This window comes from Meiothermus cerbereus DSM 11376 (assembly GCF_000620065.1).
Taxonomy (GTDB): Bacteria; Deinococcota; Deinococci; order Deinococcales; family Thermaceae; genus Meiothermus; species Meiothermus cerbereus.
The window spans coordinates 78,647-93,837 of sequence record NZ_JHVI01000016.1 but is presented as its reverse complement, the minus strand read 5'-3'; the positions used below and the strand labels follow the sequence as shown (position 1 = coordinate 93,837).

Here is a 15,191-nt window from a genome sequence, read left to right as displayed (position 1 = left end):
ATACCAGATTCGGTTAGTTCGTCACCGAACGGTGACGAACTAACCCGACCGAAGGGAGTGCTCTAGGATTCAAAAAGATAGCCCCTTGATGTTTTTTGTTTGAAGAGTATCTTTTTGAATCCGGTATAAGCATTCGATGGGCATCTCTGTGAAGGCGATATAAAATAGCCAGGGTGATACTGTGAGTAAGACCTACAAGATCTGTCTAATTGAAGGCGACGGCATCGGACACGAAGTGATTCCAGCAGCCAGGCTGGTACTGGAGGCCACCGGGCTCAAGCTCGAGTTTGTCGAGGCCCAGGCAGGCTGGGAAACCTTCGAGCGAATAGGTATCTCGGTGCCAGAGGAAACCCTCGAGGCCGTAACCCACACCGACGCCACCCTATTCGGCGCGGCCACTAGCCCCAGCAAAAAGGTGCCGGGCTTTTTTGGGGCCATCCGTTACATGCGGCGCAAGCTAGACCTGTTCGCCAACGTGCGCCCGGCCAAGCACCATCCGGTACCGGGCTCGAGGCCAGGAATAGACCTGGTGGTGGTGCGTGAAAACACCGAAGGTCTTTATGTAGAACAGGAGCGCAGCTACCTCGATGGCGAAATTGCCATTGCCGATACGGTAATTACCCGCAAAGCCAGCGCCCGCATCGGCGAGTACGCCGCCCGGCTGGCCGCCAGCCGCCCCCGCCAACAGCTCCATGTGGCCCACAAGGCCAACGTGCTGCCCATGACCCAGGGCCTCTTCATGAACACCGTACTGGCCGAGGCCGCTCGCTTCCCCCAGGTCAAGACCCAGGACATCATCATCGATAACTGCGCCATGCAGCTGGTACGCAACCCCGAGCGTTTCGACGTTATCGTAACCACCAACCTGTTTGGAGACATCATCTCCGATCTCACCGCTGGTCTGGTAGGAGGCCTGGGCATTGCGGCCAGCGGCAACATCGGCACAAAGCACGCGGTGTTTGAGCCAGTGCACGGCAGCGCGCCAGATATCGCCGGGAAAGGCATTGCCAACCCGGCGGCCACAATACTCTCGGCGGTGATGATGCTCGAGCACCTTGGCGAGCATGAAATCGCCCAGCGGGTGGAGCGCGCCGTAGACAGGGTGCTCGAGGAGGGCCCCCGTACCCCCGACCTGGGCGGCAACGCCACCACCCTGCAGTTTGCCGAGGCTGTAGCCCGGGCTTTGTAATACCAGATTCGGTTAGTTCGTCACCGAACGGTGAAGAACTAACCCGACCGAAGGGATACGCTTTCTTCGCCGAGCGCAGCGAGGGGTGTGCTCTAGGATTCAAAAAGATAGCCTCTTAGCGCTTTTTGTTTGAAGATTATCTTTTTGAATCGGGTATAAGGGGGTGCCCACAAATACCCAGTGCAACCGTTTTTGTTGTACTGAGTAAATTGTGCCCTAGGGGCGTTCAGCATAAGGAAAGGGCAACAAGAGATGAAGCCCCTGGCATGGACAAGGCCAACCCAAATTGATAGCGCGCTGGCTTCTGCCAAAAATCGCGCCTCTGGCATTCTATTAAGCCTGGATGTGCAAATGCACCATCTAAAGGTTAAGACCTGGACTAGAGTAGCAATATGACCGCTGCTACGCAGATTTACCGTGTTATACTGACACGTAGTTTAAGATTTATGTGGGAAAGGGGGCAGCGTGCGTGATTTTTTTGGCGGGTTGCTGAGACCCAGGATCGAGGCGCTTGGCCTCGAGATTGGATCGGCCAATATCAAGATGGTCGAGCTGTCCGGAACTCCCCCCAGTCTGAAGAACCTGAGCATCAGGCCCACCCCACCCGGGGTTATCCAGGAGGGGTCGATCATTGAGCCGGGCGCACTGGCCGATGTCCTCAAAGAGATGCTGGCCGAAATGCGCACCCGCAAGCGCTATGTGGTCACGGCCGCCAGCAACCTGGCGGTCATTACCCGTACCTTACAGGTGCCCAAGATGCCCCTCAAGCAGCTGGAGGAGGCCGTGCGTTGGGAGGCGGAGCGCTACATCCCCTTCCCGATTGACGAGGTGGTACTGGACTATGCACCGCTCGATCCCCTCGAGTCCATTCCGGATGGCGAACAAATGGACGTGGTGGTGGGCGCAGCTCGGCAGGAGACGGTGGCCAGCCTGGTAGAAGCCCTTAAGGCCGCCGGTCTGGAGCCGCTGGTGATAGACGTAAAACCCTTTGCCGGTCTGCGTACCCTCAATACCCGCCTGGTGGTCACCGACCGTGAGCCCATCACCCTGTTCCTCGAGATTGGGGCCGAGACTTCGGCGCTGGTGCTAACCCGGGGTGAGCGGCTGCTTTTGAACCGGGTCATCAACCTCTCGGGGAAAGACTTCACCGCTGCTATCTCGAAGGCCTTCAACCTCGATGTGTTAGCCGCCGAAGACGCCAAGAAAAACTACGGCCTGGCCACCATCCCCACCGAAGATGAAGACCTGCTCCTCGACTTTGACGCCGAGCGTGAGCGCTTTAACCCGGCCCGCATGTACGATGCGATTCGCCCGGTGCTGGTCGAACTTACCACCGAGTTGCGCCGAAGCCTGGAGTTCTTCCGGGTGCAGGTAGGCGACCTCGGGGTAGATCAGGGCTTTGTGGCTGGGGGAGGCAGTAAGCTGCGAAGTCTGGTGCCACTCCTATCCGACACGCTGGGCATCCCACTGGAAACCGCCGATCCCTGGCAGGGTATCCAGATTGACAAGAGCCGCTTCGATCTGGAGTACCTGCGCGGTCTGGCACCGGAGTTTACTGTACCGGTGGGCCTGGCTCTACGGGGGGTGAATCCGCTTGATTAAACTCAACCTCCTACCCAAAAACCTGCGCCGCCGGGTCGAGCCTGGCTGGTGGCGTCTGGCAGCGGCGGCGGTGGTGCTGGCGGTACTGGGAACCGCGGCTTTCTTCCACCTTTCTACCCTCTCGCGGGTACAGGCGCTGGAAAACCAGCGCGACCAGCTACAGGTGGAGGTGGACGTGCTGCGCCCCTTCATAGCCGAGCAAAATCGCCTTAATCAGCAGCAGCGCGAACTCGAGCAGCTCCTCGCAGTACGCAACCAGCTACGCGAACGCTTTGTGCCCTGGTCGGACAATCTGGCGCAGGTCATCAATCAGATTCCACGGGAAGGCCGCCGGTTTGGGGTGGCCCTGCGTAGCATCGGCACCAAAACCCTCACGCCCCAAGAAATCCAGAACAACGCGCAAAACGGCCTCTACGACGGCAAGCCGGTCAGTGTGGAGTTCAACCTTCAAGGTGAAGCCATCGGCCAGAACGCCCTGATTCGTTTTGTCGAGGCCTTCGAGACCTCGCCGCGCTTCGGCATCAACTTCCAGAACGCCAGCCTGGATCCGCAGCGGCAGCTTTACACCTTTGACGCCATCATCGGCCTGGTTGGTCAAGCCCGGACAACCGCCAGCAACACCACAGGAGGTGAAGACAGTGGTAGCCCTTCTCGCTAGAATGGGCCAGCGTGAGTGGGCCATCGTCGCCATAGTGGCGGCCTTGTTGCTGGGAATGATGTGGTACTTCCTGGTAACTCAGCCCCTGCAAGGGCGCATACCGGAGCTACAAGCCGAGGTAGATCGCCTTACCGTCGAACGCGACCGAGGCCGCGCGGCCCAGCGAGCGTTGCCCCAGCTGCGCGAGACCATCGCCCGCCTCGATGCCGAGCGGCAGCAGTTTTTGCGCGAGCTACCCCCCACCGAACAGCTCGGTCGGGTTTTGAGTTCGCTGACCCAGACGGCCCGGGAAAGTGGGGTGGTTTTGCGAACCCTGAGCCGCAGAGCAGGCGATAATCAGGGGGTTGCCAATGTGCGAGCCACCAACCTGGCTTTGCAGGTGGAGTCGCCTTTCCCCGAGCTGTATGTGTTTTTGCGAAACCTCGAGGGCTTGCAGCGCTTCGCCACCGTCTCGGGCCTCAACCTCACCCTCGGTAGCAGCGGGCCTGCCGCCACCGAGGCTCAGGCCATCAACCCCATCATCAACACCAGCCTGACCATGACGGTCTACACCTATACCGGACAGGGTCAGCCAGCCCAGGGCACCCCGCCTGGAGGTCGGCCATGAACTTCTTCCAGCGCATGCCCCAAACCGCCAAAGTGGCCCTGGTGGCAGCCCTGCTGGTAGGGGCAGTGGCGACCTGGTATATCGGCTTCTTTCGTCCAACTCAGACCGCACAACAGCCTTCCACACCCACCCCTACCCCTGCACCCGTAGAGCCTTCGGCGCCGCTTACCACCGCCCGGCCCCTCGAGGTACTCCCCGTACCCTTCCTGGTTACCGAGGCCACCCGTGCAGAGCCGCCAAAGGAGCAGGACAAAGCCACCGCTGGGGCTGTTGCGGCCCAGCCTCGGGTAACGGTGCCACCCAACCCCTTCGTGCCTTTAATCATCGAAACCACTGCACCGGCCGTGGCTCAGCCCACTCAACCGGCCCCGGTCTCTACCCCGCCGGTGGCTTCGCAGCCCATCCCGCGCCAGACCGCCCAGGTTCAGGTGCGCCAGCCCACCACACCGCTACCGCGCCCCAGCCTACCCGGCACCCGGCCCACCCCAGGGGTAACCCCACCGTCCACCCCTACCGCTCAACCCCGCCTGGCCCAGGGTACAGCCCGGGCCAGCCTGCCCAACGCGATCAGCCTGGGCTCGGGTGCCCTGCCCATCCGGCTCGCGCCTCTGGAGCGGGAGCTGAGCGATACCACCGATGGTGCAGCTAAAGCAGCGGCGGCCCTCGATGTGGCCGATACCCCGCGCACAGCTACCGCAGGCAGCGGCAGCACCCTCGAGTTTGCGCGGGCCGAGATTAATGCCCGGCTGACCCAGGTGCTCGAGCCCAAAAGCAACCTGGCCCGCGGGCAGGAAATCACCCAGGAAACGCCTCTAGCCCGCTTTGTGCGCGAACAAAACCTAAAACTCTCGGGGGTGGTGCTGGGCCCGACCAGCGTGGCCATCTTCCAGAGCAAGGATGGTTTTATCGTGCTGCCAGTAGGCCGCACCCTGCCCGGTAGTGATGTACTGCTCAAAAGCTTGAGCGCAAAAGAAGCCCTCTTGGTACAAGGTTCACAGAGTCTGAACCTGACAATGGATACCCCCTAGGCGGTGAATATGAAGCGTTTGTTTGCTCTTCTGGTGGTGTTGAGTCTGGCGCTGGCCCAGGGTACTTTGCCCAGGGATGCACGCTTCGACCAACCCGTAAGTAACATTGGCATCAACCTGCCCTTGCCAGCCCTCCTGGATGCCCTGGCCCGAAGCGTGGGGCTATCCCCCATTCTGCGCGACATCCCCAACGTTAGCGTCACTGCCGATATCGACCAGAAACCCTTCCGGCAGGTTTGGGATCTGCTCATAAACACCTACGGCGACGGCCGCATTACCTACGCCCTGCTCGACAACAACGTAATTGTGGTAGGGCCCAAGGAAGTTGTGGAGCGGGCCCGCGGACAAGCCGCCCAGCCTGCCCCCTCCACCGAGCCAACGGTGCGTGAGTTCTACCAGGTGCGCTCGGGCGACCCAGCGGCGCTGGCCACCTTCGTTCAGCAAGAGGTGCCTGGTGTCACCGTGCGCGCAGTGCCGGGGCAGAATGTGCTCTCCATAAGCGGCCCCTCACGCGCTGTAAACGATGCCCTTAGCTTCCTGCAACGCATTGATGTTCCCAGAACCACCACGCCGACCATTCCGCTGGTACAAAAGTCGTTTGCACTCTCACACGCCCGCGCCAGCGAGCTGGCCGACGTGCTGGGCAAGGCCATTGCGGCCCAGGCCCAGGGCCAGGGTGCACCGACTCAGGGACAGGCCCAGGCCGCGGCCCCGGCAGCACCCCAGGTAACCGTGGTCGCCGAGCCCCGCACCAATACCATTATCGTCACCGGCACCGCCGAGCAGCTTGCCCTGGCCGAGCGCCTGATTCCTAGCCTGGATCGGCCGGTGCAACAGGTGCAGCTGCAAATTCGGGTGCAGGCTGTATCGGGCGAAGTAATCCGCAACCTGGGCATCAAGTGGGAAACCGTATCGGGGGGCAACCTGGTAGCCAGCTTCCTGTCAACCGGCCTGAACCTGATTTTCGACGCCACCCGCAGCCTGGCCTCGCTCAACATCCGGGCCGTGCTGGACGCACTGGAAAAGCAGCAGCTCTCGCGCCGCCTGAGCGATGCAAACCTGCTGGTCGAAGACAACTACGGCGCCGACACCTCCGACCTCCGGACGACTGGAGCCAAGGGTGCGGAAATTAAGGTGGGTGGCCGGCTGCTGATCCCAATTACGATTGGCGGCCAGATTTCGGTGCGCGAGTTCGACTACGGGTTGCTGGTACGGGTACGTCCACAGGTCTCGACCGATGGCAATATCCTGCTCGAGGTCTTCACCCAAACCGGTGGCGACCCCGCCGATGGCCCCGCGGGCAGCATCCGCATCCCCCAGCAATCCACCCTTTCCAAACTGCGTATCCGCGACGGCCAGACGGTGGTTCTGGGGGGCCTGGTGCAAAAAGTTACCGACACCTCCGAAAGCAAAGTTCCCCTCTTGGGTGATATTCCCTTGCTGGGCGAGCTTTTCAAGCAGCGAACCTCGAGCGTCAAGGACGATGAGCTCATCGTGATCATCACGGGCAGCATTGTCAAGGACGTTGCCCAGCGCTAAACAACACCTTCACTGCAAAAGCCGGGCATCGCCCCGGCTTTTCTGTTTTTCCTGCGATATTTGCAAGGGCAGCCTGGTGCAACCCTCGTGTGAACCCGCCCGAATCATTCCGTTGGGGATTGTTGGAGCACCCTGGTTTTTCGAGCTAATGCTACCCACGCTTCAGGCGGGAACCCCAGAAAAGAACAAATCAAAGACATTTCCTGTCCTTCTTCCCTGGGGATCGTCCCAAGGTGTGTGGTTTGGACATCACCCCTACTTATGCTAGATTCTGTTCATGCGTTTTCTGACTGCTGGAGAATCCCACGGGCCGCAGCTTACTGGCATTGTGGAGGGTCTGCCCAGCCAACTGCCCCTTACGGTAGAAGACATCAACCCCTGGCTCAAAAAACGCCAGGGCGGGTATGGGCGTGGACGGCGGATGGTTATCGAGACCGACACGGTGGAGTTCATGAGCGGGGTGCGGGCCGGACGTACCACTGGGGCTCCGGTTACGCTGGTCATCAAAAACACCGACTACCGCAACTGGGTCGAGATAATGGATCCAGCCCCAGGCAACGAACCCCGCAAAAAAGCCCTTACGGCGGCCAGGCCCGGTCACGCCGACCTTGCCGGAGGGGTCAAGTACGGCCACAAAGATTTGCGAGACGTGCTCGAGCGGGCCTCGGCCCGCGAGACCGCTATGCGGGTGGCGGTAGGGGCTATTGCCCACAAGTTACTCTCGTTCTTTGGGGTAGAGAGTGCTTCATTTGTCGATGGCATGGCCGGGGTCTGGAGTGAAGTGCCTTTTGAGTGGAACCTTAAGGAGCGCATCGAAGCCAGTCCGGTACGAATGGCCGACCCCCAGGCTGAAGCCGAGGTCATCCGCCGGGTGGACGCGGCCAGGGCCAGTGGCGATACCCTGGGGGGCGTTATCGAAGCGCGATTTAAGGGCCTGGTGATGGGGTTGGGCTCCCAGATGCACTGGGAGCGCAAGCTCGACGGGCGCATCGCCCAGATGGTCATGAGCATCCCGGCCATCAAAGGGGTGGAGATTGGTAGCGGCTTCGGCAACGCCATGAGGCTGGGTTCGCAGGTTCACGACCCCATCTACTGGGAACAAGGCCGGGGATACTATCGTCAGAGCAACCGCTCCGGGGGCACCGAGGCCGGTATGACCACCGGCGAGGAGCTGGTGGTGCGGGCAGCCCTCAAACCCATCGCCACCCTGATGAGGCCACTGCCCACGGTGGACGTGGTCACCCACCAGCCCGCCGACGCCGCCCGTGAACGTTCCGACGTAACGGCTGTACCTGCGGCCAGCGTAATTCTGGAAGCTCTGGTCGGCATCGTGCTGGCCCAGGCCTACCTGGAAAAATTTGGCGGCGATACCCTGGACGAACTTATCGAGCGGGTAGAACGATACAAAGAGCGGGTGCTGCGATACTAGGTTTTACCAATGAAGCCAAACAAATATCAAATTAGGAGCGCTGCCAGTAAAGCACCAGACCGTCTTCGTGGCTGGCCCCCAACCCGCTTATGATTGAGATTGAGCGCCCCGTAACCTGGGTGGCCCTTACGGGCTTTATGGGCGTAGGCAAAAGCCGTATTGGGCGGGAACTGGCCCGCGAGTTGATGCTGCACTTCATTGACCTCGACCGCTACATCGAACGCGAGATGGGGCTTTCGGTGGCCGATATTTTCCGCCACCTGGGAGAACCGACTTTCCGGCAACTCGAGGCCGAGGCAGTCAACGAGCTCACCCAGAAAGACTATCTGGTGCTCTCGTTGGGCGGCGGCACTTTTGTCAACCCAGAAAACCGCCAGAAGCTGTTGCAGCGCGGGCCGGTGGTGGCGCTCTGGGCCAGCCCCAGCACCATCTTCGAGCGCGTCAGCCGCCGCCCTGGTCAGCGCCCTATCCTCGATAACCCCGACCCCTTCAAACGCATCCAGCAGCTCCTGGCTGAGCGAGAGGCCATCTACCGCCAGGCCACCATCCATGTTTCCACCGATGGCCGACGAATCTCCGACGTGATAGACGAAATTATCGAGCGACTGTGGGAGTATGCAGAAGCTACAGATTAAACATCCTGTCCCCTACCCGATTCATATTGGGTTTGACCTCGAGCTGCCCCAAGCTCCCGGCCCCCGGGCCATCATCTTTGACCTGGCAGTAGAGGGCTACGCCCAGGAAGTAGCCACCCGCCTGGATATTGCCGCCAGCCTGGGCCTTCCCGGCGGCGAAGGGGTAAAGAGCCTGGCGAACTATGCTCGGGTGCTGTCCTGGTTGGCACAGCAGGCCCTCCCGCGCGATACCACCCTGTACGTTGTGGGGGGGGGTAGCCTCACCGACCTGGGGGGGTTTGTGGCCGCCACCTACCTGCGGGGGGTGCGCTACATCAGCCTGCCAACCACCACGCTGGCCGTAGTGGACGCCTCGGTGGGCAACAAAACCGGCATCAACCTGCCCGAAGGCAAAAACCTGGTGGGTGCGTTCTACGCCCCAGAAGGGGTTTATGCCGAATTAAAGACCCTGCGAACCCTTCCACCCCCAACCTTCAAGGAGGGCCTGGTGGAAGCCTTCAAGCACGGCCTTATCGCCGGTGACGAGGTGCTCGTCAACGTGGCGCCGGTTTCACTGGAGTGGGAGGGCCTCGAGCGCTACCTGGCCCGCGCCGTGATGGTCAAGGTGCAGATTGTCGAGGCCGACCCTACCGAGCAGAATGAGCGCCGCAAGCTCAACCTGGGGCACACCCTGGCCCATGCCCTCGAGGGGGCTACCCAGGGCGCGTTATCGCATGGGGTGGCCGTGGGTTACGGACTGCTCTTCGCCGCCCTGCTGGGCCGCGCCCTAGGCGGCGCAGACCTGGTGCCCACGGTGTTACAGTTTTTGCACTGGCTCGCCCCGCCCCCGCTCCCCCGTCTGGGCTGGGGTGATTTAACACCCTTCATCAGCCGCGACAAGAAAAAACTAAGCAAGGCCCTTAACTGGGTCATACCTAAGGACATGGGTCAGCTCGATATTCGGCCCGTGTCGGAAGAGGTACTGATGGGCTGTTATCAGGAGTTCCTGAGCCTGGTAGCCGCCATGCATCAGCAAAAATCTTCCTGACCTCGAGGTTCTTTTGCGGCCTCCGCCCATAAGCACCGCCGACGCTGGGTTTGGGTGCACAGCCCCCTGCTGCCATGACGCTTCACCTCGAGCAAAGTCATAAGAAATGTCTTTGATTTGTTCTTTTTCTGGAGCCCCGCCTGAAGCGCGGGTAGCAACAGCCTGAAAAACGATGATGCCCTAACCTCTCCGTAACGGAACGATTCAGGCGGGGTTCATATCATTCCGGGCGGTGCCCGTACACCAATGGGACGATCCCCTTCGGGACGGGCGGTGCCCGTGCACCAATGGGACGATCCCCTTCGGGACAGAGCGCACTCCCTGCAGCATCGGGCCACGCTCTTTTTGCCGAACGGCCTGAGGGGTGTGCCGCTTGAAGAGGACGCTACAGGGCCGCCCTGGGTTCAACGTAGGGCAGACCAAAGGCTTCGGCCACCCCGTGGCAGGTCAGCTGGCCCTGGTGGGTGTTGAGGCCGAGCATCAGGGCGGGATCTTCGCGCAAGGCATCCAGGCCTTTCTCGGCTAGCTTGAGCAGGTAGGGCAGGGTCTGATTGGTAAGGGCAAAGGTGGAAGTGCGCGGTACCGCCCCCGGCATATTGGCCACACCGTAGTGCACCACGCCGTCTACCACGTAGGTGGGGTCGGCATGGGTGGTGGGGTGAATGGTCTCGACACATCCCCCCTGGTCCACGGCCACGTCAACAATCACCGAGCCCTCTTTCATGGTGGAAAGCATCTCGCGGGTAATCAGCTTGGGCGCCTTGGCCCCAGGAATCAGCACCGCCCCAATCAAAAGGTCGGCGTGGCGAATAGAGGCCGCCACATTGGCTTCGGTGGAGGAAAGGGTGATAACCCTCCCACCAAACACATCGTCAAGGTACTGCATGCGGGCCTTGCTGACATCCAGGATGGTTACTTGCGCTCCCATACCCAGGGCAATCTTGGCGGCGTTGGTACCCACGATACCACCACCGATAATCACCACGCTGGCCGGAGCCACCCCCGGCACACCACCCAAAAGCACGCCGCGCCCACCGTGGGGTTTCTCCAGCGCAGCCGCCCCCACCTGCGGCGCCATGCGCCCCGCCACCTCGCTCATGGGCAGCAGCAGAGGTAGCGAGCCGTCCTCGAGCTGCACTGTTTCGTAGGCAATGGCGGTGGTACCCCCAGCCAGCAAGGCTTTGGTGAGCGGCTCGTCGGCAGCCAGGTGCAGGTAGGTGAAGAGGATGAGGCCCTGGCGGAGGTACTTGTACTCCTCGGCGATGGGCTCCTTGACCTTAACTACCAGGTCGGCGGCCCAGGCCTCCTGCGCGCTAACTATCTCGGCTCCGGCCTTCTGGTACTCGGCATCAGAGAGGCCCGAGCCCACCCCGGCCCCCTCCTGTACCAGTACCTTATGCCCCCGCCGTACCAGGCTGGTCACACCGCCCGGCGTAAGGGCCACACGGTTCTCGAGCGTTTTGATTTCCTTGGGAACACCAATCACCATAGCAACCTCCTGTTTTTCCCAAGCCTAGACGGGTTGAGGCACAAAGGAAAGTGGGAACTTAAGGGCAAATATCATTCTTGCTTTAGTTTCTTAAGCCAAAATAGGCCATATGGCTTCCAAGCTACTAGACAAATTCAATCTGGCTATTCTGAACGAACTTCAGCGGGATGGACGGCTCTCCTACAGCGAGCTGGGCCGCCGGGTGGGGCTCTCGACGCCTGCCGTTACCGAAAGGGTACGGCGCCTGGAGGACGCGGGCATCATTGCTGGCTATGGGGCCCGGATTAACCCCGGAGCCCTGGGGTACAGCGTCACGGCGCTGATCGAGGTAGCCACCCCGCCCCACCGCTATCAGCAGATGCTCGAGTTCGCCCGCAGCACCAAAGCCGTGCGGGAATGCTACTTTGTGACCGGCCAGTCGTCATTTGTGGCCAAGGTCATGACCCCCTCGGTGGAACATTTACAGGAGCTGATTCAGCAGCTTGGCTTCTATGGCAGCACCCGCACCTCGGTGGTGCTGTCGCAACCCATCATCAAAGAAACCTTTGAGGTGGACTGAGCAGCCCCCAAAACCCCAGAGGCTGGCCTTTTGTTTGCTGGGGCCGGTACTGCACCGGCTTCACAGCGCTACCCATCGGTATTACTACTCTTTGAAGACCCGCTTGATACGCAGTTTGAAACCATCGCCTTCGGCGATTGCGACCAACCGGCGTTTGGGGTCGAGCAGGGCCACCAGCCCCCTAGCCGGAATAGCCAGCGGCACGCCCTCCATAACCCGCTTGGTCTCGGCCTGGGAGAGCTCCACGCTGGGGCAGGAGAGGGCCTCGAGCGCATCGATGGTTTTGTTCATGTCCAGGTTTTCGATCTCCTGGGCCTGCTCGAGGCCAATCTTGCCTACCCTGGTGCGCACCAGCCCCGAAAGGAAGGCCCGGGTGCCCAATTGCTGGCCCAGGTCTCGAGCAAACGAGCGCACATATGTACCGGGCCCCACCACCAGCCGAATGACTGCGGTGGGGTAGTCACCCAGCGGCCTGGGCAGCTCCACTGCGCGGCCCCGTTCGGAAAGCTGCCAGCCGGTTGCCGAAGGAGCAATGCGGTGCGGGATGGGCGCAGGGTCGTAGGCCAGCAGGCGCACCTCGTGGTATTTGACCGGGCGTGGGGTTAGCTCGAGGGCCTGACCTTTACGGGCCGCCTCGTAGGCCTTGACACCCCCTACCTTCACCGCCGAGTAGGCTGGGGGAGTCTGTTCGGTAAGCTGCAAAAACCACGGCAGGGCCGCTTCAATCTCGCGCTGGGTGGGGTAAACGGCCAAAGGCCCCACAACCGGCCCCTCGGCGTCCAGGGTCTCGGTGGTTACACCAAAGGAAACCCAGGCCAGGTACTCCTTTTCTTCGGCAGATAGAAAGGGCACCAGTTTGGTCGAAGCATCGGTGGCCAGTATCAAAACTCCCGTAGCCAGGGGGTCGAGGGTTCCGGTGTGACCCACCCGGCGTGTACCGAGTAGTTTACGGGCCATGTCCACCACGTCATGCGAGGTGCGCCCCAGCGGTTTGTTCACGGCAAATAGGGCCATGCCAGCGGATTGTACCCATAATTAACCCACAGTGGGTAGTCGGCCTGAGGCGTAAACTGCTGGCATGGGCTGGCAACAACACTATCAGCGTTTGAAGTTTTCGCAACCCAGTGAAGGTGTGCTCGAGGTGGTTCTTTCCAATCCTGGCCGACTCAATGCCGCCGATAGTCAGATGCACCGCGAACTGGCCTATGTCTGGCGCGATATCGACGCCGATGAAAGCATCGGGGCGGTGTTGGTGCGGGGTGAGGGTGGCGCTTTTAGCAGCGGTGGCGACTTCGAGATGATCGAGGAGATGATCCGGGATTATGAGGCCTTGCTGCGGGTCTGGAAGGAGGCCCGCGACCTGGTGTACGGGGTGGTGAACTGTTCCAAGCCCATTGTGGCTGCGATTGAAGGGCCCGCCGTAGGGGCTGGGCTGGCCGTAGCTTTGCTGGCCGACATTAGTGTGGCCGGAAAAACAGCCCGCATCGTGGACGGGCACGTGCGGCTGGGGGTAGCGGCGGGCGACCACGCGGTGATGGTCTGGCCCCTGCTGTGCGGGCTAAGCAAGGCCAAGTACTACCTTCTCCTGAACGAGCCGCTCTCGGGCGAGGAAGCCGAACGCATTGGACTGGTCTCGAGGTGCGTAGAGGACGGCGAGGTTTACAGCGAAGCCCTCAAAATCGCGCAGCGGCTGACCCAGGGCTCCCCTAGCGCCATTCGCTTTACCAAATATGCCCTCAACAACTGGCTGCGCATGATGGGGCCCAACTTCGACACCTCGCTGGCCCTCGAGTTCATGGGGTTTTTAGGTCCCGATGCCAAAGAAGGGCTGAGTTCGCTGCGCGAAAAGCGCCGTCCCAACTTTCAAAAGAAATCTCCCCTGTAAAACCCTCCGCGACCACCTCAGGCAAGTTTTTATCGGTTGTGCTTGCTCGGGAAGGCCCGCAAACTCAAAAGGTTTTGACCTGACCCAATAGGGGTTCCGACCCCATTTCCATGCTCTTTTGCCCGGCAAGTAATACTATGGTGGGTATGCGTTTACAGCAATTTTTAGCCCGCGCTGGAATTACCAGCCGCCGCAAAGCAGAAGACCTGATTCGCGCAGGGAGAGTAACCATCAACCAGCAGGTTGCCACAATCGGTGCGGTCGTGCAGCCGGGCGACATCGTGCGGCTGGACGGCGAGCGGGTACGCATGCCACAAAAAAGTGTGGTCATTGCCCTGCACAAACCCAAGGGCTACACCACCACGCACGAGGACGAGCACGCCGAAAAGCTTGTTTATGAGCTGGTTCCCAAACACCCCGGCCTGCACGCGGTCGGACGGCTAGACAAAGACACCGAGGGGTTGTTGCTCCTGACCACCGACGGCCACCTCACCCAACACCTTACCCATCCGCGCAACCAGGTGTCCAAGCTCTACCGGGCCTGGTGCAAAAACGGCAGGGTTAGTAAGGAAGCCTGTCAGCAACTGGTGCAGGGGGTCATGCTGGGGGATGGGCTGGCCAGGGCCCTCGAGGCCCGTCCGGTCAAAGATGGGGTCAAGCTGGTTTTGAGTGAGGGACGCAAGCGCGAAGTGCGCCGCATGCTGGGCAAAGTAGGGTATCCGGTTCTGCGCCTGGTGCGGCTGGCGGTGGGGCCAATCGAGCTGGGCGACCTCGAGGTCGGCGAGTGGCGCTACCTTACCCCAGAAGAAATCAAGCTGCTCTACGCCAGCACCGCCCTGCCCAGGTTGCGTAAACCTCCCCAAGTCCAGAGGCCCAAGGCTGTCGTCGCAAAAACCGCATCTGCGGGCAAGCCCAAGGCCGCCTCGAGCCAAAGCCCCCGGCCCAAAAGAGCAAAGACACCCGAGACGGATGTACGGGTCAGTAAGAGTACCGTAGAATCGAGCAGTGAGCGTCTTTCGTCCCGGAAACGGCAAAGTACAGATCAGCGAAGCCCAAATCGCCGCCCGCATACGCGAGCTGGGCGAGCAGATAAAACTTGATTACCAGGGCCAGGAGCCCCATCTGGTCTGCGTGCTCAACGGTGCTTTCATCTTTATGGCCGACCTGGTGCGGGCCATCGACATGCCGCTAACCATAGACTTCCTGGCGGTCTCGTCCTATGGCGATGCCCAGAAAACCAGCGGTGAGGTGGAGCTGCTAAAGGACCTGCGCATGCCCATTGCGGGCCGCCAGGTAATTGTGGTCGAAGATATCGTGGATACTGGCATCACCATCAACTACCTGCTGCGTATGCTGGAAGCCCGTCAACCCGCCTCGCTCAAAATTGCCGCCCTGCTTTCCAAGCCCTCCAGGCGGCAGGTTCAGGTTCCCATCCACTACCTGGGCTTCGAAATTGAGGATGCTTTTGTGTACGGCTACGGCCTCGACCGCAGCCAGTTTGACCGCAACCTGCCCTTCATCACCTCACAGGCCTAGAAGCAGCT

General features: G+C 60.9%; 15 protein-coding genes. 13 read left to right on the top strand and 2 right to left on the bottom strand.

The features are described from left to right. Window positions 1-181: 181 nt before the first annotated feature. The 9 genes from Q355_RS0107740 (at window position 182) to Q355_RS0107700 (ending at window position 9,714) form a co-directional block, all read left to right on the top strand. A complete protein-coding gene (locus Q355_RS0107740; protein ID WP_027877276.1) occupies window positions 182-1,189 on the top strand; it encodes an isocitrate/isopropylmalate dehydrogenase family protein in 1,008 nt (335 codons plus the stop codon). A gap of 465 nt (window positions 1,190-1,654) precedes the next feature. After that, window positions 1,655-2,791 carry a type IV pilus assembly protein PilM gene (pilM, locus tag Q355_RS0107735; RefSeq protein ID WP_027877275.1) on the top strand — a complete coding sequence of 379 codons (1,137 nt, stop codon included), beginning with the start codon at window positions 1,655-1,657 and terminating at the stop codon, window positions 2,789-2,791. Further along, window positions 2,784-3,449, top strand: a complete 666-nt coding sequence (locus Q355_RS0107730) for a competence protein (RefSeq protein WP_027877274.1) — start codon at window positions 2,784-2,786, stop codon at window positions 3,447-3,449. The genes pilM and Q355_RS0107730 overlap by 8 nt, the downstream gene beginning before the upstream one ends. 1 nt (window position 3,450) lies before the next feature. Beyond that, window positions 3,451-4,056, top strand: a complete 606-nt coding sequence (locus Q355_RS0107725) for a type IV pilus inner membrane component PilO (protein WP_027877273.1) — start codon at window positions 3,451-3,453, stop codon at window positions 4,054-4,056. After that, window positions 4,053-5,084, top strand: coding sequence for a hypothetical protein (locus tag Q355_RS0107720; protein ID WP_027877272.1), 1,032 nt, complete (start codon window positions 4,053-4,055; stop codon window positions 5,082-5,084). The genes Q355_RS0107725 and Q355_RS0107720 overlap by 4 nt, the downstream gene beginning before the upstream one ends. A 9-nt stretch (window positions 5,085-5,093) precedes the next feature. Further along, window positions 5,094-6,623, top strand: coding sequence for a secretin N-terminal domain-containing protein (locus Q355_RS0107715; RefSeq protein ID WP_027877271.1), 1,530 nt, complete (start codon window positions 5,094-5,096; stop codon window positions 6,621-6,623). 277 nt (window positions 6,624-6,900) lie between these two features. Then, window positions 6,901-8,052, top strand: a complete 1,152-nt coding sequence (aroC, locus tag Q355_RS0107710; protein WP_027877270.1) for a chorismate synthase — start codon at window positions 6,901-6,903, stop codon at window positions 8,050-8,052. An 89-nt stretch (window positions 8,053-8,141) separates the two neighbouring features. Beyond that, window positions 8,142-8,687 carry a shikimate kinase gene (locus Q355_RS0107705; protein WP_027877269.1) on the top strand — a complete coding sequence of 182 codons (546 nt, stop codon included), beginning with the start codon at window positions 8,142-8,144 and terminating at the stop codon, window positions 8,685-8,687. After that, window positions 8,668-9,714: a 3-dehydroquinate synthase gene (locus Q355_RS0107700; protein WP_027877268.1), complete on the top strand. Its 1,047-nt coding sequence runs from the start codon at window positions 8,668-8,670 to the stop codon at window positions 9,712-9,714. The genes Q355_RS0107705 and Q355_RS0107700 overlap by 20 nt, the downstream gene beginning before the upstream one ends. A gap of 385 nt (window positions 9,715-10,099) precedes the next feature. Here the strand turns inward: Q355_RS0107700 and ald are convergent, their stop codons facing one another. After that, window positions 10,100-11,203: an alanine dehydrogenase gene (ald, locus tag Q355_RS0107695; protein WP_027877267.1), complete on the bottom strand. Its 1,104-nt coding sequence runs from the start codon at window positions 11,201-11,203 to the stop codon at window positions 10,100-10,102. A 109-nt stretch (window positions 11,204-11,312) separates the two neighbouring features. On the opposite strand from ald, the gene Q355_RS0107690 reads away from it, so the two are divergent. Next, window positions 11,313-11,762, top strand: coding sequence for an Lrp/AsnC family transcriptional regulator (locus Q355_RS0107690; RefSeq protein ID WP_027877266.1), 450 nt, complete (start codon window positions 11,313-11,315; stop codon window positions 11,760-11,762). An 84-nt stretch (window positions 11,763-11,846) separates the two neighbouring features. On the opposite strand, the gene truB is transcribed toward Q355_RS0107690, so the two are convergent. Further along, the gene (truB, locus tag Q355_RS0107685) at window positions 11,847-12,776 is read right to left on the bottom strand and encodes a tRNA pseudouridine(55) synthase TruB (protein ID WP_027877265.1); all 930 of its coding nucleotides are present in this window, start codon (window positions 12,774-12,776) and stop codon (window positions 11,847-11,849) included. Window positions 12,777-12,840: 64 nt separating this feature from the next. Here truB and Q355_RS0107680 point away from each other — a divergent pair, with 64 nt between their 5' ends. The 3 genes from Q355_RS0107680 (at window position 12,841) to hpt (ending at window position 15,183) form a co-directional block, all read left to right on the top strand. After that, window positions 12,841-13,647 carry an enoyl-CoA hydratase/isomerase family protein gene (locus Q355_RS0107680; RefSeq protein ID WP_027877264.1) on the top strand — a complete coding sequence of 269 codons (807 nt, stop codon included), beginning with the start codon at window positions 12,841-12,843 and terminating at the stop codon, window positions 13,645-13,647. A 146-nt stretch (window positions 13,648-13,793) separates the two neighbouring features. After that, window positions 13,794-14,747 carry a pseudouridine synthase gene (locus tag Q355_RS15580; RefSeq protein WP_036259003.1) on the top strand — a complete coding sequence of 318 codons (954 nt, stop codon included), beginning with the start codon at window positions 13,794-13,796 and terminating at the stop codon, window positions 14,745-14,747. Further along, on the top strand, window positions 14,653-15,183 hold the full coding sequence (gene hpt, locus Q355_RS0107670) for a hypoxanthine phosphoribosyltransferase (RefSeq protein WP_027877263.1): 531 nt from the start codon (window positions 14,653-14,655) through the stop codon (window positions 15,181-15,183). Before Q355_RS15580 ends, hpt begins: the two co-directional genes overlap by 95 nt. Window positions 15,184-15,191: the final 8 nt, after the last annotated feature.

Excerpts from the sequence above, each read along its gene's own strand:
- truB (WP_027877265.1), bottom strand. The coding sequence starts at position 12,776 with ATGGCCCTATTTGCCGTGAACAAACCGCTGGGGCGCACCTCGCATGAC.
- Q355_RS0107690 (WP_027877266.1), top strand. The coding sequence starts at position 11,313 with ATGGCTTCCAAGCTACTAGACAAATTCAATCTGGCTATTCTGAACGAA.
- Q355_RS0107725 (WP_027877273.1), top strand. The coding sequence starts at position 3,451 with ATGGGCCAGCGTGAGTGGGCCATCGTCGCCATAGTGGCGGCCTTGTTG.
- aroC (WP_027877270.1), top strand. The coding sequence starts at position 6,901 with ATGCGTTTTCTGACTGCTGGAGAATCCCACGGGCCGCAGCTTACTGGC.
- ald (WP_027877267.1), bottom strand. The coding sequence starts at position 11,203 with ATGGTGATTGGTGTTCCCAAGGAAATCAAAACGCTCGAGAACCGTGTG.
- Q355_RS15580 (WP_036259003.1), top strand. The coding sequence starts at position 13,794 with ATGCGTTTACAGCAATTTTTAGCCCGCGCTGGAATTACCAGCCGCCGC.
- Q355_RS0107715 (WP_027877271.1), top strand. The coding sequence starts at position 5,094 with ATGAAGCGTTTGTTTGCTCTTCTGGTGGTGTTGAGTCTGGCGCTGGCC.
- Q355_RS0107705 (WP_027877269.1), top strand. The coding sequence starts at position 8,142 with ATGATTGAGATTGAGCGCCCCGTAACCTGGGTGGCCCTTACGGGCTTT.
- Q355_RS0107680 (WP_027877264.1), top strand. The coding sequence starts at position 12,841 with ATGGGCTGGCAACAACACTATCAGCGTTTGAAGTTTTCGCAACCCAGT.
- Q355_RS0107720 (WP_027877272.1), top strand. The coding sequence starts at position 4,053 with ATGAACTTCTTCCAGCGCATGCCCCAAACCGCCAAAGTGGCCCTGGTG.
- Q355_RS0107700 (WP_027877268.1), top strand. The coding sequence starts at position 8,668 with ATGCAGAAGCTACAGATTAAACATCCTGTCCCCTACCCGATTCATATT.